General features: G+C 41.8%; 20 protein-coding genes and 2 tRNA genes. 13 read left to right on the forward strand and 9 right to left on the reverse strand.

Annotated elements, in window-relative coordinates:
- Positions 1-74 precede the first annotated feature (74 nt).
- Together DMB45_RS02710 and DMB45_RS02715 are read left to right on the forward strand one after the other, a co-directional pair.
- Positions 75-2,099 (forward strand): transketolase family protein, encoded by a 2,025-nt coding sequence (locus DMB45_RS02710; protein WP_041503608.1) that lies wholly within the window; start codon positions 75-77, stop codon positions 2,097-2,099.
- A gap of 153 nt (positions 2,100-2,252) precedes the next feature.
- A tRNA-Met gene (locus DMB45_RS02715) sits at positions 2,253-2,325 on the forward strand.
- A 93-nt stretch (positions 2,326-2,418) separates the two neighbouring features.
- On the opposite strand, the gene DMB45_RS02720 is transcribed toward DMB45_RS02715, so the two are convergent.
- The gene (locus tag DMB45_RS02720) at positions 2,419-2,961 is read right to left on the reverse strand and encodes a GNAT family N-acetyltransferase (RefSeq protein WP_041503607.1); all 543 of its coding nucleotides are present in this window, start codon (positions 2,959-2,961) and stop codon (positions 2,419-2,421) included.
- A gap of 292 nt (positions 2,962-3,253) precedes the next feature.
- On the opposite strand from DMB45_RS02720, the gene DMB45_RS02725 reads away from it, so the two are divergent.
- The 3 genes from DMB45_RS02725 (at position 3,254) to DMB45_RS02735 (ending at position 6,034) form a co-directional block, all read left to right on the forward strand.
- A tRNA-Met gene (locus DMB45_RS02725) sits at positions 3,254-3,326 on the forward strand.
- Between the two features lie 162 nt (positions 3,327-3,488).
- Entirely contained in the window at positions 3,489-5,438 is a 1,950-nt protein-coding gene (locus tag DMB45_RS02730; RefSeq protein WP_110688405.1) for an LruC domain-containing protein, read from the forward strand.
- A 44-nt stretch (positions 5,439-5,482) separates the two neighbouring features.
- On the forward strand, positions 5,483-6,034 hold the full coding sequence (locus DMB45_RS02735) for a nitroreductase family protein (protein WP_041503605.1): 552 nt from the start codon (positions 5,483-5,485) through the stop codon (positions 6,032-6,034).
- Here the strand turns inward: DMB45_RS02735 and DMB45_RS02740 are convergent.
- The 4 genes from DMB45_RS02740 to fabG form a co-directional block, all read right to left on the reverse strand.
- Positions 6,031-9,258 (reverse strand): UvrD-helicase domain-containing protein, encoded by a 3,228-nt coding sequence (locus tag DMB45_RS02740; RefSeq protein WP_110688406.1) that lies wholly within the window; start codon positions 9,256-9,258, stop codon positions 6,031-6,033. The two genes, DMB45_RS02735 and DMB45_RS02740, sit on opposite strands and share 4 nt — an antisense overlap.
- A gap of 53 nt (positions 9,259-9,311) precedes the next feature.
- Positions 9,312-10,469 (reverse strand): iron-containing alcohol dehydrogenase, encoded by a 1,158-nt coding sequence (locus tag DMB45_RS02745; RefSeq protein ID WP_041503603.1) that lies wholly within the window; start codon positions 10,467-10,469, stop codon positions 9,312-9,314.
- An 11-nt stretch (positions 10,470-10,480) separates the two neighbouring features.
- On the reverse strand, positions 10,481-11,458 hold the full coding sequence (locus tag DMB45_RS02750) for a DUF6340 family protein (protein ID WP_041503602.1): 978 nt from the start codon (positions 11,456-11,458) through the stop codon (positions 10,481-10,483).
- Positions 11,459-11,641: 183 nt separating this feature from the next.
- Positions 11,642-12,388 carry a 3-oxoacyl-[acyl-carrier-protein] reductase gene (fabG, locus tag DMB45_RS02755; protein ID WP_041503601.1) on the reverse strand — a complete coding sequence of 249 codons (747 nt, stop codon included), beginning with the start codon at positions 12,386-12,388 and terminating at the stop codon, positions 11,642-11,644.
- Between the two features lie 248 nt (positions 12,389-12,636).
- Between fabG and DMB45_RS02760 the strand changes: the two genes are divergently transcribed.
- The 7 genes from DMB45_RS02760 to DMB45_RS02790 all read left to right on the forward strand — a co-directional run bounded on the left by DMB45_RS02760 (position 12,637) and on the right by DMB45_RS02790 (position 18,035).
- The gene (locus tag DMB45_RS02760) at positions 12,637-13,104 is read left to right on the forward strand and encodes an alanyl-tRNA editing protein (RefSeq protein WP_110688430.1); all 468 of its coding nucleotides are present in this window, start codon (positions 12,637-12,639) and stop codon (positions 13,102-13,104) included.
- 139 nt (positions 13,105-13,243) lie between these two features.
- Positions 13,244-14,245: a phosphate acetyltransferase gene (gene pta, locus DMB45_RS02765; protein ID WP_041503600.1), complete on the forward strand. Its 1,002-nt coding sequence runs from the start codon at positions 13,244-13,246 to the stop codon at positions 14,243-14,245.
- Between the two features lie 25 nt (positions 14,246-14,270).
- Entirely contained in the window at positions 14,271-15,470 is a 1,200-nt protein-coding gene (locus DMB45_RS02770; protein ID WP_041503599.1) for an acetate/propionate family kinase, read from the forward strand.
- Positions 15,471-15,587: 117 nt separating this feature from the next.
- A complete protein-coding gene (locus tag DMB45_RS02775) occupies positions 15,588-16,178 on the forward strand; it encodes a LemA family protein (RefSeq protein ID WP_041503598.1) in 591 nt (196 codons plus the stop codon).
- A gap of 23 nt (positions 16,179-16,201) precedes the next feature.
- Positions 16,202-16,648: a TPM domain-containing protein gene (locus DMB45_RS02780; protein ID WP_041503597.1), complete on the forward strand. Its 447-nt coding sequence runs from the start codon at positions 16,202-16,204 to the stop codon at positions 16,646-16,648.
- A gap of 13 nt (positions 16,649-16,661) precedes the next feature.
- Complete coding sequence (locus DMB45_RS02785) at positions 16,662-17,420, forward strand: TPM domain-containing protein (RefSeq protein WP_041504027.1); 759 nt, start codon at positions 16,662-16,664, stop codon at positions 17,418-17,420.
- 30 nt (positions 17,421-17,450) lie between these two features.
- Complete coding sequence (locus tag DMB45_RS02790; RefSeq protein ID WP_041504888.1) at positions 17,451-18,035, forward strand: DUF4251 domain-containing protein; 585 nt, start codon at positions 17,451-17,453, stop codon at positions 18,033-18,035.
- Positions 18,036-18,130: 95 nt separating this feature from the next.
- Here DMB45_RS02790 and DMB45_RS02795 read toward each other — a convergent pair whose 3' ends face one another.
- The 3 genes from DMB45_RS02795 to DMB45_RS02805 are packed head-to-tail and all read right to left on the reverse strand — an operon-like array spanning position 18,131 to position 19,550.
- Positions 18,131-18,601, reverse strand: a complete 471-nt coding sequence (locus DMB45_RS02795) for a YqaA family protein (RefSeq protein WP_041503595.1) — start codon at positions 18,599-18,601, stop codon at positions 18,131-18,133.
- A 47-nt stretch (positions 18,602-18,648) separates the two neighbouring features.
- Positions 18,649-19,113, reverse strand: coding sequence for a YqaA family protein (locus DMB45_RS02800; RefSeq protein WP_041504887.1), 465 nt, complete (start codon positions 19,111-19,113; stop codon positions 18,649-18,651).
- A 41-nt stretch (positions 19,114-19,154) separates the two neighbouring features.
- On the reverse strand, positions 19,155-19,550 hold the full coding sequence (locus DMB45_RS02805) for a hypothetical protein (protein WP_041503593.1): 396 nt from the start codon (positions 19,548-19,550) through the stop codon (positions 19,155-19,157).
- 384 nt (positions 19,551-19,934) lie between these two features.
- Between DMB45_RS02805 and DMB45_RS02810 the strand changes: the two genes are divergently transcribed.
- Entirely contained in the window at positions 19,935-21,080 is a 1,146-nt protein-coding gene (locus tag DMB45_RS02810) for an amidohydrolase (protein WP_041503592.1), read from the forward strand.
- Between the two features lies 1 nt (position 21,081).
- Here DMB45_RS02810 and DMB45_RS02815 read toward each other — a convergent pair whose 3' ends face one another.
- Positions 21,082-22,191, reverse strand: coding sequence for a clostripain-related cysteine peptidase (locus DMB45_RS02815; protein WP_181416480.1), 1,110 nt, complete (start codon positions 22,189-22,191; stop codon positions 21,082-21,084).
- Between the last annotated feature and the right edge of the window lie 85 nt (positions 22,192-22,276).

Below are 22,276 nucleotides of genomic sequence, written 5' to 3' on the forward strand. Positions count from 1 at the left end.
CTATTTTCTTGTTTTCCCATGGGAAAATCGTAACTTTGCGCAAAAATTTTAACAATATCTCAAAAAATATAGGCATGGATAAAATCCTAAATCGAGCAGCGGATAACATCCGTATTCTTTCAGCCTCCATGGTTGAGAAAGCTAAATCTGGCCATCCGGGTGGAGCCATGGGTGGAGCCGACTTTGTAAATGTTTTGTACTCCCAATTTTTAAATTTTGACCCGGACGATATGAGTTGGGCCAACAGAGACCGATTTTTCTTGGATCCCGGACATATGTCCCCCATGCTGTACTCCATTCTCAGTCTCGTGGGGACTTACAGTATGGAAGATTTACAAAATTTCCGTCAATGGGGAAGTGTGACTCCGGGACACCCTGAAGTCGATGTTAAACGAGGAGTGGAAAACACCTCAGGCCCCCTGGGGCAAGGACATGCCATGGCCGTGGGGGCAGCAATCGCAGAGCGATTTTTGGTCGCTCGATTCGGTGAATGGATGGCCCATAAAACCTACGCTTTTATTTCTGACGGAGGTATTCAGGAAGAAATTTCTCAAGGAGCCGGCCGTATTGCCGGAACATTGGGATTATCTAATCTGATTATGTTTTACGACGCAAACGAGGTGCAGCTTTCGACCCGCGTCAACGAAGTGACCAGAGAGGATACGGCCATGAAATACAAGGCATGGGGCTGGAATGTCATTACCGTAAACGGAAACGATGCGAAAGAAATCACAGAGGCTCTGAAAGCTGCCAACGAAGAGAAGGAACGACCTACCCTTATTATCGGGAAAACATTAATGGGAAAAGGAGCCGTAGGGGCTGACGGGGAAGATTTCTCCGACAAGGTCTCCACTCACGGACAACCGTTAAGCGCCGCAGGCGCCTCTATCGAGAAAACCATTGAAAACTTAGGAGGAGATCCACAACATCCGTTTGTTATATTCCCAGAGGTTAAAGAATTTTACAACAAAGTATTAGAACAGAAGAGGGCTTATGCCAAGGCTAAAAAAGCAGAACAAGCCGCTTGGGAAAAAGCCAACCCGGAATTAGCCGCAAAATGGCATCGTTTCTTATCCGGCAAAGCTCCCGAAATCGACTATAAATCCATCGTACACAAGCCTGGAATTGCTACCCGTGCCGCATCGGCCGACGTATTAGTCGAATTAGCCAAACAGGTTGAAAACATGATCGTCAGCTCTGCCGATTTAAGCAATTCCGATAAAACAGACGGATTCATCAAAGGCGGAGCCCGAAATCTGATAAAAGGAGACTTCAGCGGAGCTTTCTTCCAAGCCGGAGTTGCCGAATTAACCATGGCTGTTATCTGTAACGGGATTGCCTTACATGGTGGTATATTCGTAGCTTGCGGTACGTTCTTCGTGTTTTCCGACTACATGAAACCGGCTGTTCGTTTAGCCGCGTTGATGGAGATCCCCGTAAAATTCATCTGGTCGCACGATGCATTCCGCGTGGGGGAAGACGGACCGACTCACCAACCTATCGAGCATGAAGCACAGCTCCGGTTAATGGAGAAACTTCATAATCACTCCGGCAAAATGAGCCTGTTGGCCCTTCGTCCGGCGGATGCCGCCGAAACTTCCGTCGCGTGGAAAATGGCCATGGAAAACACCTCCACCCCTACCGCACTGATCCTGTCCCGGCAAAATATCAAAGACCTGCCGGGAGGATTCGATGAAGCCTTACAAGCAGAAAAAGGAGCATACGTGGTAACCAAAAACGCGGAGAATGTCGATATCGTATTGATCGCTTCCGGTTCGGAAGTATCTACCTTACTGGAAGGTGCACAACTATTAAAAGAACGTAAAGGCATATCTTCTCAAGTGGTATCCGTTATTTCCGAAGGATTATTCCGCGAGCAATCCTCAACATACCAAGAAGAAGTTATCCCGGCCAATAAGCCCAAATACGGTTTGACAGCCGGTCTTCCCGTCACGTTGGAAGGACTTGTCGGAATAAACGGACGAATCCACGGAGTAAATCATTTCGGTTATTCGGCCCCGGCGAAAGTATTGGATGAAAAATTCGGATTCACCGGAGAAAACGTATATAACGAAGTATGCGAAATGTTAAAGAGATAATTTCACAAAAAATTAAACAAGAACGGGGATCGTAAAATCCCCGTTCTCTATTTAATTACCGGACATATCGCAAAAACAAAAAAATCTTTGTATATTCCGAATATAGCATTATCTTTGCACTCGCAAAGCAAGGAAAGTTGTTTTAGCACATATTGCGGGATGGAGCAGTTGGTAGCTCGTTGGGCTCATAACCCAAAGGTCGTCTGTTCGAGTCAGGCTCCCGCTACTAAATAAAAACCGTTCGAAATTCTCTTTCGAACGGTTTTTAATATTAGCCAGTTTGTTTGAACCGTCTACTCGTCGGATCCTTTACAGCTGTTTATTTCTCTATTAAACCGTAATTATCGGTATACACCTTCCGTTTTATGGTCTCTATAAACTCGGGTAAACGTTCGGAATGTTGGTTTCCCATAATCCAAAGCGGACAAGAATCCCGGACTCCGTCGTAAGAAGGCTGTATATATTCCTCCTCCAGAACCTGATACCCGTTCCGCTGATAGTAACGGACACGCCGGGTAGTCATCTCGTCTTGCATCGGCTCGACTTCCAATAACCGAATCCCTTTCAGATGATCAGCCACGTAATTTAGAACCTGTTGCCCGATCTTCTTGTTGCGCATGGATGGATATACCGCAAGGTGCTCTAAATAATAAAAATCCTTCATATCCCAGTACACGAAAAAACCGCACAACTCTCCGTCACATTCAACGACACTAAAATACATATCGGATTTCTCTTTTATCATCCGTCTCAATTGCCCTATGTCTCTTCTCTCTTCCGCCGGAAAAGCATCCTCGTAGAGAGGAATCAAACGATCCAGATTCCGATCGTCAGGACTTGTTATTCTAATCAAATTCATCATATTCTTGTTGTTTATGTATACCTTTTACTTGTTTTTCTCGATAACAAATTTATTGTAACCGTTTCAACTTCGAACGGAACGCGAATGGCGGAAAAATTAAACGTATCCCCCAAAAGCGGATACCCCTCTCCTTTTCTTTATGAATGTTTCCATAAACCGATCTTTCTGCAAAGATAGGAAAACATAGGGAAGTTTATATAATGACTGATTTATTTACCCGAATATTTGGATTAGTAAAAACAAATAACTATCTTTGCACTCGCAAAACAGAAAAAGTTGTTTTGGCTTATATTGCGGGATGGAGCAGTTGGTAGCTCGTTGGGCTCATAACCCAAAGGTCGTCTGTTCGAGTCAGGCTCCCGCTACGATAAAGAGAACCCATTCAAAGGGTTCTCTTTTTTTATTTAGAAAAAATATACATTATCTACGTTTTGATAATTATTATTAATAACAGTATTCAATCCATTTATTTGCAACTGAAAATTAATTCATTACATTTGCAAAATGTGACCTAAATAGATACTAAAATGAAAACCAAAATTGTAAGCACAGGAATTATTGTTTTTATCGCTATACTTATAGGCTGTACGGATAAAGACATGTCGAAGACCCCTCCTCCGGGAGATGGAAACGCGTTTGACTACCGTACGGCAAACAACATTACTGCAAATGTAAATTATAGTGTTCCCGAAGGGTACGCGTTAGCGTTCGAAGCTTACGCGGAAGATCCGATTGAGATCGTAAATGATGAACCCGTGAAAAAAGAAGGTTTAAAAACCTTATTCAAAGGAATCACGGACAATGACGGAAATTATTCGGAATTAGTACAGATCCCTGCATCTATTAAAGAAGTATACCTATACACTGATGCTTTAGGTGTTCCTTCTGTAATAAAATATTCCATCGATGGTACACAAGTAAAATCCAAGTCCGTTAGTTCGCGGACAGGAGAAACGGATTATATCTACTCTACCCGTCCAAGCGAATTGAAAATAGTAAACGACGGCAAATGGAATGTTAAAGGTGTTCCGAATTATTTAGGCGCTCCCAAAAATGTATCGTCAGACGGACTAAAGATGGTGAATTCAAGTTTAGGCACGAAAAGCGATAATGTCGATAATTATATTGCAGAAAGCGGGGAAGCCAATATCAATATCGTTAAAGACGGAGCCATTATCGATTTAGTCGTTGTACACAATAGCGGCAATACGGTAACTAATACGATGGGATATTATTATTACGATTCTCAAAAACCACCCCGTTCCGTTGAAGATATTCAAAAAATCGTGTTATTCCCGAACGCTACTTTTGCCCCGAAAGCCGGTTTACAATTGGGAGACAACGTTCGGTTAAAATATTGGGACGAAGCCACCCAAAGCTGGATAGACCAATTTCCAAAAGGAATAACCATCGGATGGTTTATTTTAGTCGGAGGTTTCAATTCCACATCCTATGCCATATCCCAACCGGATACCTGGAAAGTATATGCCTATTCCAATACGGAACTCAACGATTTACAGCGAAAACACAACGTGATCGTCCGGGATCCCAACACGAAAATCCGTTATATCGGTTTCGAGGATAAAAACTTCCATCAGGCAGACTACCGTGACTTTATTTTCTACATAGAGGCCGATCCATCGTACGTGGAATACAACGACGACAACATTCCGGACGGAAAAGATTTGACGGATAGCGATGGGGATGGTGTTCCGGACGTAGATGACGAATTTCCGGACGATCCTCTATTAGCTTACACCATAAAATACAACGGAACGGTTGCTTTCGAGGATATATGGCCTTACCAGGGAGACTATGACATGAACGACGTCGTGATGGAATACAATACCATTCACTATCTGAACGCCCGAAATTTAATCGTTAAAGTAAAAGACGTATGGACGTTAAAGAATAACGGAGCCCAGTACACAAATGGTTTTGCTTACCAATACGAAACCAGCAGCAGCATGATTCGATCAATGAATATAACGTCAGACTACACGATTCCTACCCGTTTCAGTTTGAATAGCAAAGGGCTGGAGAACAACCAAACAAAGGCAACGATCATTCTGTTTGACGATGCGGAAGACGTGGTTAAAACAGGAAAAGACATGGTTTTTACCGTAGAGACGACTTTAGGCGGTATGAAATCCAGCGAGTTAGGTTTACCACCTTATAATCCTTTTATTATCGTCGAGTCCAATAAGCAACGAGGCCGCGAGGTACATCTGCCTAATCACAAGCCTACGGATTTAATGGATATGAGCCTTCTGCATTACGGGCATGATCTTTCCGAACCGGCAAAAGGACTCTACTTCATATCCAACAACTATTTCCCGTTTGCCATTCATATCGTGGGAACTTCTTTTGATTTTCCTAAAGAAGGACAACGTATCGATGAAGCATTCCCGCAGTATACCCGATGGGCAACTTCAAACGGGACAGAAAACTTAGAATGGTATAAACACAAAAAATAATAACCGATAAGGGTACCGTTCCAGTACCCTCTATTTTTGAATATATGGAACCACAGGAATTATTAAATCTCTTTTTACAACGACAAAGTGTCAGAGGATACTCCAGCGAACCCGTATCTCAAGAGAGTTTATCGAGGTGCATCGAAGCCGCCCGCCTGGCTCCTTCAGCCTGCAACGCCCAACCGTGGAAGTTTGTCATCGTCAAAGACCCTGAATTAAAGAATAAGGTAGCGGACGCCACATCGGGAGGAATTCTTCCCATGAATCATTTTACCAAACAGGCCCCTGTTATCGTCGTCATGGTTAGAGAAAAAGCAAATCTCTCTTCCCGTATCGGTCAAACATTAAAGAATAAGGATTTTACCTTAATCGACAACGGCATTGCGGCAATACAATTTTGCCTTCAAGCTACCGTTGAAGGATTGGGAACTTGCATCATGGGATGGTTTAATGAAAAAAAGATAAAGGATTTACTACATATCCCTTCGTATAAAAGAGTAGAATTGATCATCCCTATCGGACATCCAGCAGACCCGATCATTCGTCCCAAAATTCGAAAAAACACGGATCAAATCAGCACCGTAGACAGCTACTAAAAATCCAACTGCAATTGAGTGCCGGACCCGACAGGATATATTTTATTCATGTTTACATACCAAATATATCCTTTCACCTCCTTATACCCCATTTGTCTCAGTATTTTACAATAGAATCCCATTTGCTTACTGTACTCCTCCTCCTCTTTGTATCCGAACTTGTAATCTACGATAACGACCTTATTCCCGTCAAACATAACCCGGTCGGGCCGAGCTCTTCCCGCGTTCGTAAAAAGGATATCCCGTTCGGTAATGACGCGATAACTGCCGTCAAACCAAGAAGCCACAGGAACATTATCCAAATAATCGACTAATTTTTTTCGGTACATCTCCTTTTCATTATAATGTATTAAACCGGTACGATATACCTCATTTACCGCCCGTTCTATATCTGTCGTTTTTTCGATACGACAGAAAAGTTCGTGAAACAATTTTCCTTCGTCTACCGCCGAATTTCCCTTCTCTTCAATATCCGTGTAATCTTCGTATTTATAACGTACCCGGACACGATCTTTCAAATCGAAAACCGGATACTCTTTTAACGTAATCCTGTTATCTACCGTCTCTTTCCTTCCTTCCTTCAAAATACCGTATTCCCCTATACTTAACTGTTTTTCCCCGCTGTTCCATCCGGATAATAAACGAGTTGATTCCAGTCTTTCCAACACTTGATACAAAAAAGATCCAATATCAGCCGGTCGCCCTTCCTTACTGATTTTAGGCGCATAAGGGAAAACATGCAAGGCTCTCTTTGCTCTCGTCAAAGCGACATATAAAAGATTTAAATTATCGATATAGGTCTTCATATGCTCTTCCAAATAAGCCTCTTTAAAATGGCTGTCCGATAACTTTGAAGAGTAATTCAGTGGAGCATATTCCAAATCTTTAAACCCCTCCTCCTTGTTATCGCACCAAAGGCGACGGGCATGTCTCATATCGTCCAAATCCCAGTTACAGAAGGGAATGATCACGGTATCAAATTCCAATCCCTTGGACTTATGAATGGTTAATATCCGAACAGAATTGGTCTCTTCCGAAGTTGAGAGAACCTTTTTATCCTTCTCTTTTTCCCACCATTCCAAGAATACGGGTATGCTGCTCGTATTGTTCTCTTCATATTCGAATATAATATCCTGAAAAGCAATTAAATAAGGCAATTCATCTACCCGGTCCCTCAGTTTCATTGCCGCAATAATAGCCTCTACCATTTCATACAAAGACCCGGTCGTCTCTCGATTTATCTCCTGCAAAAAAGGAATACCCAAAGAGGTCATGAAGGTCTCTTCTGAAGCGACTGCCTTAAACCGCGTATCCTGATCATCCCAATTTTCGTTTCTGACATAAGTAAAATAGTGGTACGACAAAACGGCCCGGTTTACCAAGTCATAAGGAGTCATTATGTATTTTAATACACTAATAATCAAAACGACATACGGAGAAGCCGCCACGTATAAAGAATCATTCGAAATAAAAGGAATAGGTGCAGCCGGGTGCAGACGATTATACTCAATAATATAATCGGCTACAAAAGCCCCTTCCTTACCGTTTCTTACAAGAATCACGCTATTCTTCAATTCCTCCCCTCTCCCCATACTATTCCGGATTACTCCCACGACGGCTTCCATAATGGCTTCCGCACTCCCCTCTTCCTGTTTATCCCCTCCATATTTTATTTGTATATAACCCCGTTCATCGCGGCGTATTTTCTGTTCCGTATGGGCATAAGCCTCCAAGATCGAGAAAGAGTAATCGTTCTTTCCCTCCTCTTTATCATACATCTCTTTCAATTGCAAAGCCGCCTGGGAAAACAGCAGGTTATTGAACATTACAATTTCTCCCGCACTTCGCCAATTATGCTCCAAAATCTCATCGCAAATCCCAAACGTTTTAAAATCTTTTTCCACACCGGAGGACAACAAACGCCAATCGCCGTTTCTCCATCGGTAAATACTCTGTTTTACATCCCCTACCACCAACGCCTTTCCTCCTTCTGACAACGTATTTACAATTAACGGCCGGAAATTGGACCATTGCATGGCCGAGGTATCCTGAAATTCGTCAATCATGACGTGTTTATAGAAATTTCCTATTTTCTCGAATAGAAAAGAGGTATCGTTAGCAGCAATCAGCACGTTTAAGATACGGGTAGTATCACTCAGTAACATAAGGCCTTTTTCCTCACAATAGGCTCGGATCTCCCGATACAAATCATTCAATATACCCAACTGGTACAAATTATCGAGTAACAATCTGGCAGAATGATAATCCACCACCTCTTCGTCGTAGAATTGAATGCTCTCCCCCAACCAGCTATTTAGGGTAGGATAAAGGTTCTCTATTTGGGTTCGAATTTCCGGATGCTGTTTTTTAGCGATCCATGCATCGGGATTATCGAGAGCGTTTCGGGTCGAATCCGTTATACCGTTTAAATTTTTGTCTCTTAGTTTATAAAAATAGTTAACGACTCCTCGTTTCCCATTTTTAAAATCTTCTACCCGCAAATTATTTGTTTCAATCAAATGACATGCCCTCTTACCATACTCTTCCAATCGTTTTTCGAAACGTTTCACAATACCCCGCAAAAACGACTGATAAGCTTTCAAAAAATCCCGATTACCGAATTTTTGTTGAACGGCCTTATCGAACAACATGTAATTCTCCCCGAACAATTCTTTTCCCAACTCCGCAATCTTCCCTTTCACACTCCACGATTTAGCCTCTTCCACGCTATTGTTCATCAACTCGGTAATCCAAACCCTCAATTCCTTATCCTCGTTCATCCGTTGCATGATCTGGTCGACCGCCCTCAATAGCACGTAATCACTATCCAACTCCACGTTATACCCGGGAAATATCCCCAATTCCTTCGTAAATGCCTTAATGATCCGTTGAAAAAAACGGTCGATGGTAGTTACGGACAATCGACCGTAATCGTGCAGAATCAATGTACGCAATACGATAGCCCGCTCCTTAACTTGTTCATCGGATAAACGTAAATTCGATTTTAAAGCCTCATTGTAATCACTTTTTTCACCCTCTGCCAATTTATTCAATTCCCGAATAATACGGGATTTCATCTCTTCCGTCGCCTTATTCGTGAACGTCACGGCCAGAACATTCTTATATTCTAAAGGAGAAGCAAAGACTATCTTAAAATATTCCATGGTCAGGGCAAAAGTCTTTCCTGCTCCGGCAGAAGCCCTGTATATTTTCAATTTGGACATTAAAATGGAAATTAAAAAGAAGGTGTCTGGCTTTTGCCAGACACCTTCTTCTCTTATAATCTGGATGTTAAAATGACTCTCACGTTATCCACGTTCACATCGTCAATTCCTCCCAATGCAAACTCTCCCCGATCCCGGAAACGTTTCTCGATACGATCAATGGTATCAATACCTATACCATAATCCGACAAACGGGTTTTGATTCCCATGTCATTGAAAAACTGTTCTGTTTTCGCAATAGCCTGATCGGCAGCCCCCGGCTGTGAAATATCCAAATCCCAAACCCGTTGTGCATATTGAAGCAATTTATCGTGGCGCAACATCTTCGTGGCTTTCATTACACCCGGCAGAACAATGGCCAAGGTCACCGCATGGTCCAATCCATGAAACGCCGTCAGCTCATGACCGATATGGTGCGTCGACCAATCCTCCGTTACCCCGCAAGCGATCAATCCGTTCAACGCCATGGTTGCCGCCCACATAAAATTAGCCCGGGTTTGATAATCCGGTTGTTCTGCTGCGATCATTTGGGGACCGAGAGCGATTAACGTTTTCAATATTCCTTCCGAGAAACGGTCTTGAATTTCAACATCCTGAGTCGTTGTATAATATTGTTCCATCACATGCACGAAAGCATCCACTACCCCATTGGCAATCTGATGCTTCGGTAAGGAGAAAGTAACCGTCGGATCTAACACGGAAAATTTCGGGAATACATGACGAGATCTAAAAGCCAATTTTTCTTCTGTCTCTTGCCGGGTAATTACAGCCCCGCTATTCATCTCGGATCCCGTAGCCGGTAAGGTTAAAACCGTAGCCAAGGGCAAAGCCGCATGAACGGGAGCCATCTTAGCCAGAATGTCCCACTTGTCTTCACCTTCAAAACAAGAAGCCGCTGCAATAAACTTCGTACCGTCTATCACCGATCCTCCTCCAACAGCCAACAAAAAACCCACGTTCTCATTCTTGGCAATCTCCACCGCTTTCATCAGAGTTTCATAATGCGGATTCGGCTCAATTCCGCCGAATTCGATTACATGAAAATCTTCAAGTGCGGACATAACTTGATCGTACACGCCATTCTTTTTAATACTGCCACCACCATAAGTGATCATTACTTTAAATCCCTTGGGGATTAATTTTCCAATCTCACTAATCTTCCCTTTACCAAAAAGAATTTTTACCGGATTATAATAATTAAAATTCTCCATATAAAATGCTTTTATAACTGATTTAATAATTTGCGATCGTCTTTTATTCTTTGATTCAGTATTTGAATATAATGCTCTATGTATTCCGATAGATTATTATTTTTCACGTTGGATTTTTCCATATGTCTTAAAGCCGCCTCCAACAGATCGATCGCTCCCTGAAAATTACCTTGCCGCTCATACAACCAAGCGATATTTACAGTAGCCTTCACTGCCACGAGCGGTCTCATATTCAATGCCGCATTCCATATTTCATAGGCCTGATCGTACTTTTCATCTTTCAAAAAATAATATCCCAATTTCAAGGCATTATTACTCATATAGATTCTCCTTTTTTCTGGCTGCCAGGTCGGAACCAGATGTTTGGCGTAATCCAGCCCCAACTGATAATAGAAATCGCATATCGCATTTATATCTTCCCCGGCAGTTATAGCGGATCTCAATACATTGGAATACATGGTATCTATAGGTTGATTACTCTCCGTATCGTACAATCTTAAAAACAACGCATTGTCTACCACTGCATTATATCTATCGTACAAGCGAAACACACAAGATTCTATCCCCAGGACATAAGAGTATACCCCCTTGTTAACGGTTTGCAACTCTGAAAGAGTCAACGGTGCGGGAGTAATGGTATCTCTCATGTATTTGCTATTCAATCCGACGGCACGCCCCAACACTACTTTTTTAGCACTATTGTGAATACCAGCCTGAAAACCGTCGTAAAAACATTCCACCAAATCCCCCCGGGTCAATCCCGACAGATTTTTCAACTCCCGAAACGCCGTCGAATCGGATTGATATATCAACTTACGGTCTAAAAAAAGAATTTTGATATCTCCTTGTTTCAACTCTCGGTCTGCAGGTTCTAAAACGTCGATATCGAGTAAACGATAACCCGCACAAGAAATTAAACAAGAAAACACGAGAAACAATAAAGTCCCCCGTACGCATCGATCTACTATCTTACCTCTTTTATCATACATATTACTTTCTTTTACGTTATCTCAAAACTAACAAAAAGTAAGCCATAATCATTTCATGTAAAGATAAGGAGATATTTGAAAGCAAACAAGAATTCAGATCAAATCACGTACAAAATTTGACCTTCAATCAAAACAAAATGCCCGATCCGAAGATCAGGCATTTAAATTTTTCACTATCTGAAATTACATGTTCATACCGCCGCATACATGAATGGTTTGTCCCGTAACGTAAGCAGAGAGATCTGAAGCTAAAAATACGCATACCTTCGCAATATCTTCAGGCGTACCACCTCTTTTTAACGGAATTTTTTGAGCCCATTCGTTTCTCACTTCCTCCGACAATTTCGCTGTCATATCGGTAATAATAAAACCGGGAGCAACCGCGTTGGCTCTAATATTCCGGGACCCCAACTCTTTGGCAACACTCTTGGTAAAACCGATAATTCCGGCTTTAGAGGCAGCATAATTAGCTTGTCCGGCATTTCCACTAACACCGACAACAGAGCTCATACTGATAATGGAACCGGATTTCTGTCTCAACATGATTGCCGAAACCGTTTTTGTAAAATTGAAAACAGACTTCAAATTTACATTCATAACAGCATCCCATTGTTCTTCACTCATTCTCATCAACAACGTATCTTTTGTTATTCCTGCATTATTCACCAAAATATCGATGCGTCCGAATTCCTTGGCAATCTCTTCCACCGTTGCCGCTGTTGCGGCGAAATCGGCAGCATTAGAAGCATACATTTTCGCTTTTACCCCCAAAGCGGCAATCTCTCTCTCCGTTTCCTGAGCAATCTCATCGTATCTCAAATCAGTAAAAGCAATGTTCGCACCTTGTTTAGCAAATTCTAATGCCACAGCTTTACCGATACCTCTTGAAGCTCCGGTAATAATGGCCGTTTTTCCTTCTAATAATCTCATATCAATAGCTTTTTTAAAACTAAATTAAACCTTAGGCATCATGAAGTAAACCCGTTACTCTTTTTTACCCTAACGGAAGACAAAAGTAGTCAATTAATTGAAAAATGAAAATTCTGGTACCCCGGTTTTATACTTTCCGAGAAACTCTATTGAAACCTTCTTTCTACATAAATAAATTTATCCTTTACCGGGAAATAATATTAAATTTGTCATTCCAATGGATTCATTCTCGTAAAAATTTAGATAATATGGAACAACAACTTCAACTCAACGATCATAATAAACAAGAACATCCTCCCATGCATACGGCAGAACATATATTGAATCAAACGATGGTCCGGATATTCGGTTGCGAAAGATCTAAAAACACGCACATTGAAAAGAAAAAATCCAAATGTGATTATTATTTATCCGCGTCTCCCTCGGAAGAACAAATGGCCGAAGTCGAACGTAAAGTCAATGAAGTCATCGGTATGCATTTACCGGTAACCGCAGAATTTGTAGATAAAGATCATGTTCCGGAAGAGATTGATCTCAGCAAATTACCCGAGAACGTCAGTCAAACCCTACGTATCGTACGCATAGGCAGTTACGATACGTGTGCCTGCATCGGCCGGCACGTGGCTAATACAGCCGAAATCGGTATTTTTAAAATCATTTCTTACGATATGGAAAACCAAAGATTAAGGATTCGTTTTAAATTGCTCCAGGAATGATTCTGCGATTTTTGCAATCTCTGCTTGACAATATTCTTGAAAATTGCGAACAATAGCTTACAAAAAGTTACGTTATTGATTAAATTATTTCTACTTTCGCGAAAGAAATGAACAACAACTTATCATAAAAAAGATACTTATGAACCTTCTTGAACAAATCAAAGAAAACGCGAAAAAGTACAACAAAAGAATTGTACTCCCGGAAGGGACGGAGGAGCGTACGCTAAAGGCTGCTGATATTCTTCTGAACGAAGGAATTGCTCAGATTATTTTAATCGGTAAACCGGCAGAAATACAAACGCTGGCAGATAAATTTGAACTGAAAAACATCGGGAAAGCTACCATCATCGATCCTGAAAATCATCCGAAAAAAGAAGTTTACGCGGATATGCTTGTCGAATTACGCAAAAGTAAGGGCATGACCAAGGAAGAGGCTCTTAAATTAGTAACCAATCCGCTCTATTTAGCGACTTTGATGATTAAGAACGGGGATGCGGACGGAGAGGTTGCCGGAGCCAAAAATGCGACAGGCGACGTACTAAGGCCTGCTTTGCAAATCGTAAAAACATTGCCGGGTATATCCGTAGTATCGGGGGCATTCCTCCTGTTAACCGATAAACCGGAATACGGTGAAAACGGGTTAATCGTATGTGCGGATTGTGCCGTACTTCCGAATCCGACGGCCGAAGAGTTGGCTCAAATCGCCGTAGCTACAGCAGGTACGGCTAAAGCCATTGCCAAAATAGAACCGCGAGTAGCCATGTTAAGTTTCTCAACGAAAGGTTCCGCAAAAAACGAATTGGTTGATAAAGTGATAAAAGCAACCGAATTAGCCAAACAGATGGCTCCTGACATAATGATCGACGGCGAAATGCAGGCTGACGCCGCTTTGGTTCCTTCCGTGGGTTCCAGCAAGGCTCCGGGTAGTCCCGTTGCCGGAAAAGCCAATGTCTTAATCTTCCCCAGTTTGGAAGTAGGCAATATCAGCTATAAATTAGTACAACGCATTGCCGGCATAGAGGCCGTAGGTCCAGTACTTCAGGGAATGGCAGCTCCGATTAACGACCTGTCGCGGGGATGTTCCGTTAGTGATATCGTAAATTTAGTCGCCATTACCGTAAACCAAGCCGCAAGTAAATAATTCACCCCACGTAAAACCGAATGTCATGAATATATTAGTTTTAAATTGCGGAAGTTCATCCATCAAATATCAGATATTAGATATGAAAGAAGAACCGGTTGTATTAGCCAAAGGATTGGTTGAGAAAATCGGTCTCCCGAAAGGGAACTTCACCCATAAACCTTCAGGAAAGGACAAATACGAGATAGAGGAGTCCATAAAGGACCACATCACAGGTATCAATCTTATCTTAAAAGCTCTTGTCGACCCGACTTATGGCGTAATCGAATCTTTAAACGATATAAACGCTGTCGGACACCGAGTAGCTCACGGGGGAGAATATTTTTCCCAGAGCGTATTGGTCGACGACGATGTAAAGAAAAAAATCGCCGCTTGTTGCGAGTTGGCACCGCTTCATAACCCGGCTAACCTAAAAGGGATAGAGACTATGGAACAACTGCTTCCCGGAGTTCCTCAAGTCGCTGTTTTCGATACCTCTTTCCATCAAACTCTTCCCAAGGAAGCCTACGTATACGGATTACCCTATAAATATTACGAACAATACGGAATCCGTCGGTACGGTTTTCACGGGACCTCACACAAATTCGTTGCAGAAAAAGCCTGTAAAATATTGGGTTGGGACATAAGCGAAAAGAAGATCATTACCTGTCACCTCGGAAACGGTTCGTCCATTACGGCTATCGACCATGGCAAATCGGTAGACACCTCCATGGGATTTACCCCGAACGCGGGTGTCATCATGGGAACCCGTACAGGAGATCTGGACCTGGGTGCTTTGCTTTTTATCTGTGAGAAGGAGGGGTTAAACATCCCGCAAGCCAACGATCTGATCAACAAAAAATCGGGACTGATGGGAGTTTCCGAAGTTTCTTCCGATTGTAGAGAGTTACAAGCCGCGGCAGCAAAAGGAAATTCTCAAGCCCGTTTGGCCTTAGACATTTTAGCTCACGATGTAAAAAAATACGTGGGTAGTTATGCAGCCGTACTGAACGGGGCTGATTTGATCATATTTACCGGAGGTATAGGAGAAAATGATTGTGAGGTGCGTCAACAGGTATGCGCCCATATGGAATACATGGGAATAGATTTCGATTCCAAGGCGAATGACGGTGTTCGCGGCAAAGATATAATATTGACAAAACCTCATTCAAAAGTAATCGTTATGAGTATTACCACCGATGAAGAATTGGTAATTGCTACAGATACAATGAATTTGGTAAAATGACGAGTACAAGTCCCGCTAAAAACGAGGCCGCATTGCTGCGGCCTCGTTTTTTAGTTTGAATTTTTATTTTATCTTTGTAAAAACGATCTATTAGTTTTACATAAAACAGAAACAAAAATGAAAAAAAGTTATATCGTATTAGCCATAATAGCCATCATTGCTATCGGCATTTTTGCATGGTTTCAAGGAAGCTATAACCAAATGGTAACCAGAAGTGAAACCATATCCTCCCAATGGTCTAATGTTGAGAACCAATACCAAAGGCGAGCGGATCTCATCCCCAATTTGGTAAACACGGTAAAAGGATACGCGGAACACGAACAAAACACCTTAACACAGGTAACAGATGCCCGGGCGAAAGCCACTCAAATGCGAATCAATTTCGATCAGCTGGATGAAAAAACCTTACAGAAATTCAACAATATGCAAGGAGAATTATCCTCTGCCCTATCCCGTTTGATGGCCATATCCGAACAATATCCTGATTTAAAGGCAAATGAGAATTTCAGAGATCTCCAAGCCCAATTGGAAGGAACAGAAAACCGTATTGCCGTGGAAAGACGTAAATTCAATGAAGAGGTAAAGGGATATAACGCATACATCCGTTCTTTTCCCAAAAATATTTTGGCCGGGATGTTCGGTTTTATGCCTAAACCTTATTTCGAAGCCTCAAGCGGTGCCGAAAAAGCCCCGGAAGTTAAATTCTAACATCTAATCTCAATCCTGTTATTATGTCTCCAGAAAAATATTTCACGGAAGAACAAAAAGATAAGATGGTAGCAGCTATTAGGGAAGCGGAGAAAAATACATCCGGAGAAATTCGCATTCATATCGAGAACCACTGCCCAAAAGAAATTCTGGATCGCGCTGCGGATGTGTTCGCCAATTTAAAAATGCAAAAAACAGCCCTTCGTAATGGAATTTTGTTCTATATCGCCTTGGTCGATAAAAAAATGGCTATATTAGGAGATGCCGGGATCAATGCCAAAGTTCCCGACAAGTATTGGGACGAATTGAAAAACCGTATGATTGAAAAATTTAAACAGGGATATATTACGGAGGGAATTTGCGAAGCCGTCATTCAGGCCGGAAAACAATTACAGGAATTTTTTCCCTACCGGCAAGACGACGTTAATGAACTACCCGATGACATTTCATTCAATCCATCCGAAAAGTAAAATGAATTATAACATGAACATCCAGAAACTCATTATATTATTCATATTTAGCCTAATCAGCGTATCCGGTTACAGCCAAAAATTTCCGGAGCCGATGCAACCCAAAAGGCTGGTGAATGATTATACGGAATTATTCAACAAAAAAGAGATCTCTTCTTTAGAAGAAAAATTATCCCATTTCAATAAAACTTCGTCAACCCAGATCGCCGTGGTAACGGTCTCTTCGTTGGATGGATACGACATCAACGATTACGCGGCTCGTTTGGCCGAAAAATGGGGTATCGGCCAAAAGGGGAAAGACAATGGAATATTGATTCTGATCAAACCTAAAAAAGGAAATGAAAAAGGAGAAGTCGCCTTATCCGTCGGTTACGGATTGGAAGGTGTTATTCCGGATATTACAGCTTCTCGTATCATCCGAAACGAAATAATTCCCTCTTTTCAGCAAGGGAATTATTACATAGGGATAAACAAAGCAACCAATGTATTGATGGATCTGACAAAAGGAGAATTTACAGCGGAAGAGTACGAACAGCAATCGGAAGGTTCGCTTTTGGTATTTATTCCCCTTTTCTTCTTTATTATTTTGTTTCTTTTTATTCGGCGGCGTAAAGGATTTTCTCCCGGACACTCCTCCGGTCCGTTTTTTATCGGAGGTATTCCATTCGGGAGCAATAGCGGAGGTTTCGGCTCATTCAGCAGCGGAAATGGCTCCTTTGGTGGATTCGGAGGTGGTTCCTTTGGAGGAGGCGGTGCCAGCGGAAGCTGGTAACGATATATGTGTAATTATAAACCAATGATTATGAAAAAACTATTTTTTATTTTAATGGCCATTGCAGTACTAATACCGACAATGGCAGAAGCGCAAACTCAGAAAAAGAGCAAACGTGAAATCAGAGCGGAAAAAAAGGCAGCAGAAGCAGAACAGGCTAAAATAGCACATGACAAAGCTTTAAAAGCGTTGGAAGCCAATGACTGGGCTTTCGAGACCAAAGAGGTGTACAACTCCCAGGGTAAACGTTTGACCCTACGGAATCGTCCTAATGTCGTCGGTTCATCCGGAAAAAGGTTAGTCGCTAATTTAGCGTATGGTGAAAGCGATAGTTATATAGAGCTCATCAAAGACGGACCGATAAAAAAAGTTGAAAAGAAACAAGATAAAAGAGGAAACTGGATTTACAAATTTTACGTCAATCATCCTTTTGCCGCAGAGGTAACCGTCATCCTGACCAAAGACAGTAATGCTGCCAGTATCACCGTCAGCGAAGGAACAACCGGCGTGAATGCCAACGGTATCAATAGTGTTCCGCAGACACACCATTTCAGCGGATTTATCTTACCGGCAGAGGAATCCCATCATTACAAGATGATCCGTGTCGAAAACTGAAAAAGATATCAATAAACCGCCCGTACGTCGAAATCAGTACGGGCGTTTTTTTATTTCCGGATCGCACCAACCGATTCCACGGGTATCGATATATCCTACAAATGGGAAATAAACTTTACGAATTTATCCGTCCAAAGTAAGTATAACACCAACCAAAACAAAAATCGTATCAACCTTCCGAAAAACATAAAAATAAATGATTTCACGGCATTAATACGATAAAAACCAAGAGCCAACGCGAAAAGATCCCCCAAAACAGGAACCCATACCAAAAGAGCCATAACGCTTTTGTATTTTTCAATTCTGTTTTTCTGCCGTTTCAATTTTTCGGGTGTCACTTTAAACCAACGCTGTATCCACGTCCATTTTCCGGCATATCCCAACCAATAGGTCAACGTCCCACCTAACCAATTCCCCGTTGTTGCGATGGCTAAACACCATACAGGTTTTCCCCCGGCTGCCAACATCCCCAACAATAAGGCATCCGCTCCCATCGGAATTACAGTGGCCGAAATAAACGAACCGATAAATAAACCCAAATATCCTAAATCAAGAAGTGAATCCATGAAAATACCTTTTTCACTTATAACGCAAGCGAACAAAGTATGTTATATCATCGGATCCATTCGACAAACCGATCGGCATACCGAATATACAAAAGTGTCCAAACAAGAAAACGGACAAAACGGCCGACCAACATATATAGAGCCGACATTTTAGGGCTCACGCGATAAAAACCGAGAGCGATGGCAAAAAGATCTCCCACAAGGGGAAGCCAAGTGAACAAAGCCAGCCAAACCCCGTATCGATCAATCTTTTCCTTCTGTCTCTCCAATTGCTCTCGCTTCACTTTTAACCAGCGCTCGAGCCAGTCCCAACGTCCAAGCCATCCCAGCCAATAGGAGGTCAAGCCTCCCAACCAATTTCCGATAGTGGCAATTATCAAACAAATCCATGTATTCCCTCCCAAGGAAAGTACCCCTACCAATAAGAGATCCGCACTCATCGGAATGATTGTCGATGCTAAAAACGAGCCGATAAATAATCCCCAATATCCCCAAGCGACCAATGATCCCATAACAATTACCTATAAAACGCAAAAATCTTACAAATTTATATTCAATTACCCGATAAAAAATCGGTTATCTCCCTTCTCTTTTTTTCTCTTTGAGAAGAATAGGTTTTCGACCTGCATTCGATAGAGTCGTATAGCTTTAATACCAATCGGAATAGATAATTTTTCCGACGAGTATCTACTGTAAAAACAGCATCTTTAAATATCAATTCGGAAAGCATCTCCGCTTTTTCCACAGGCTCATACAAGATACAGTGACTAATAATTTGTTCTCCCTCCCCTGTTATTTTTTCCCGGTCGATATGAAAATAGGTAGAATAAAATTCATTTAAAATAACAGATATATCTTCGTATTCATTCTTATTCTTTCCTCTGAATCTCTCATCAAGCGCTTTGAAAAACACCTCCATCTGCCGCAATAGATAATCTCTTTGAATCATACTCGATCTGATTTATAGCATAAATCCGGCTAAACAACTGGATTTAAAATGATACTTACGTTCTTTAGCAACTCAAAATTACAAAATATACATCCAAATCAAAGGTCGATACCCCTATTTTTCCCGATAAATCAAATAAAAGAGTCCACTCTGTTTCAGAATCTATCGGGATCTTTTAAGGACAAACACAACAAAATAAAGACCGAATAGTTATTGGGTTTATAATATTATATATTTATCTTTGCGGCAGAATTATTTCATATAACACAATGTGTTAAAAATCAATATATTACATCATTAAAATTATTATTTACTCCATTATAACAACTCTATTTGATCGTTCTTTTTCAAATACTGATTTTATGCTTATAAAATAATAAATATATGCAAACACACTCTTTTGATTCGATCCGTCACCAATTACATCGACAACCGGAACTCTCCGGCAAGGAAAGAGAAACAGCCCGTTTTATCGAAACCTCTCTCCGCCCGTTTCATCCGACTAAAATCATTCGCTCCATAGGAGGACACGGCTTACTGGCTGAGTATTTCTTTTCCGAAGAGGGACCAACCCTCTTGTTTCGGGCTGATATGGATGCTGTCGCTATTGATGAATCGAAAGATAATATTTCCTATCGTTCGGTTCGTACCGGGATATCGCACAAATGCGGCCACGACGGTCACACGACCATTCTATTACGATTGGCCCAAATGCTTTCCGAAAAACCGATGAGACAAGGACGGGTATTGCTCTTATTCCAACCGGCAGAAGAGACTGGCTGCGGATCATCCGCCATTTTGGCCGATCTCGTACTTCCCCAATACCATATCCAATACGTTTTCGCTCTTCACAATATTCCGGGATTTTCCGCGTCCGCCGTATTATGTAAACCGGGTAGTTTCACCTGTTCCGTCATCAGTGCGGCAATTACACTCTCCGGCAAAACAGCTCATGCAGCAGAACCTTTAAAAGGAATCAATCCCGTAAACGCAACCTTTAGAATAGTCGAAACGCTTACAGGATGGAATCAATACGATATAGAGAAAGAGGATTATTTCCTGGCGACCTTGGTAGAAATCCATATTGGAGAAGAAGCCTACGGGGTAGCAGCGGGAACAGGAGTTATCCGGGTAACTCTACGTGCTAAAAACGATCGGCTACTCCGTCTGCATATGCAGAAATTAGAAAAACTGATCGAAATAGAAACGGCAGCTACTCCCGGTTTAAATTCGGCTATAACATGGCTGGAATCTTTTTCTGCCAATGTGAACGATCCGCAAGCTGTCCAACACATAAAAAAGGCAGCGGAAACCAACAAGCTACCCTACCTGGAAATGAACGTTCCTTTTAGCTGGGGAGAAGATTTCGGTCTTTTTACCCAAGAGTACAAAGGAGCTATGTTCGGGTTGGGAGCCGGAGAAAATTGTCCCCCGCTTCACTCCCCCCAATACGATTTTCCGGACGAGCTCATCGAATCCGGCGCGGGTATGTTTTACTCGATCGCCCAAGAGATTCTAAACACGAAATAAATCACAATCCATATACTCCAGACCATGATAACGTGAAGTAATAGTTATTTAGACCGGGCCAATCCGGAAAAGGGACATAGGTGCTGATACCGCTAAATCTATCTTTATCCACGGGAACATAATCCCAAAAATATCGGGTAGCCGCACAATAAAGGACTACCTTTTTCAGTTGGGCATCGAATTTAGCGAGCTCCTCCCGAGTAGCTACCTGACGGATTAAATCGGCAAAATCATAAAAGGTATAATTTATAACTGCAAGCGGCACGTAATACCGGTAAACACTACTCTTGTCTTGGGTCTGTACTTCCGGTAATTTTCCTTCCAAGATTTCCTGACAAAGGACGTATAAAGCTTCTAACTCGGAAGTCTTTATTAAAGTGATCGTAGCCGTTTCCGTCGTCGTATTATTGAAATCGTAATAAACTTCACAAATCTTTTCCAAATCCGAATCCTCCCCCCAAAAATAAGGAACGACTTGTTCGTAAGGAAGTCCCTTTGCAGGAACTAACGTAGGAGAAGCAATGATATAATCCGCCTTATTCCTCAGTTCATAAAAAACTTCTACGGCTCCCATCAGACAAGCATCGAAAATGATATAATGAAAAGATTTATCGGGAATAACGGCCGCCAACTCCTTAATATCCATCTCGGAACCATGATCTTCTCCGAAACTCCGAGCTTTCACGGATGGACTCTCGGGAAACCAACCTGTCCCGTGAGACCAAAGAACCAATCCGTATGATTTGGCCGGATACAATTTTTGTGTTTCGCGAATAACCCGTGCCAAAACGGCAGGTGAAGCTGAATTTTCCTCCTTATACTCCTTTATCACCCGTTGCTTTACGGAACCGTTTTTCATCACCTCCAATTCAAGTAATTTCGGGGCAACATTCGGTTGGTCCCAATAAACAATTAAATTACCGTTATCTTCTTTCATTCCTTTCATCATTCCTTCCATATTCTGGGATGAAAAATAGGAAAGATTATTATCTCCGGCAATATATACCAATACAGTCCTCTCCTTTTGAGGCTTTATCTTTTCATCATGACAAGCACCCAAACAAAAGAAAACGACAATGCTTATAATTCCTCGAACAAACAAAATCTTCATAAAATAATTTATAGAACAAATATAGCGAAAAAAACGAAAAAAATAGCCCTTGAATAAATCAAGGAGCATTTATCTGAAAAGGTTT

It is taken from the genome of Sanguibacteroides justesenii, from assembly GCF_003204205.1.
GTDB classification, from domain to species: Bacteria; Bacteroidota; Bacteroidia; order Bacteroidales; family Marinifilaceae; genus Gabonibacter; species Gabonibacter massiliensis.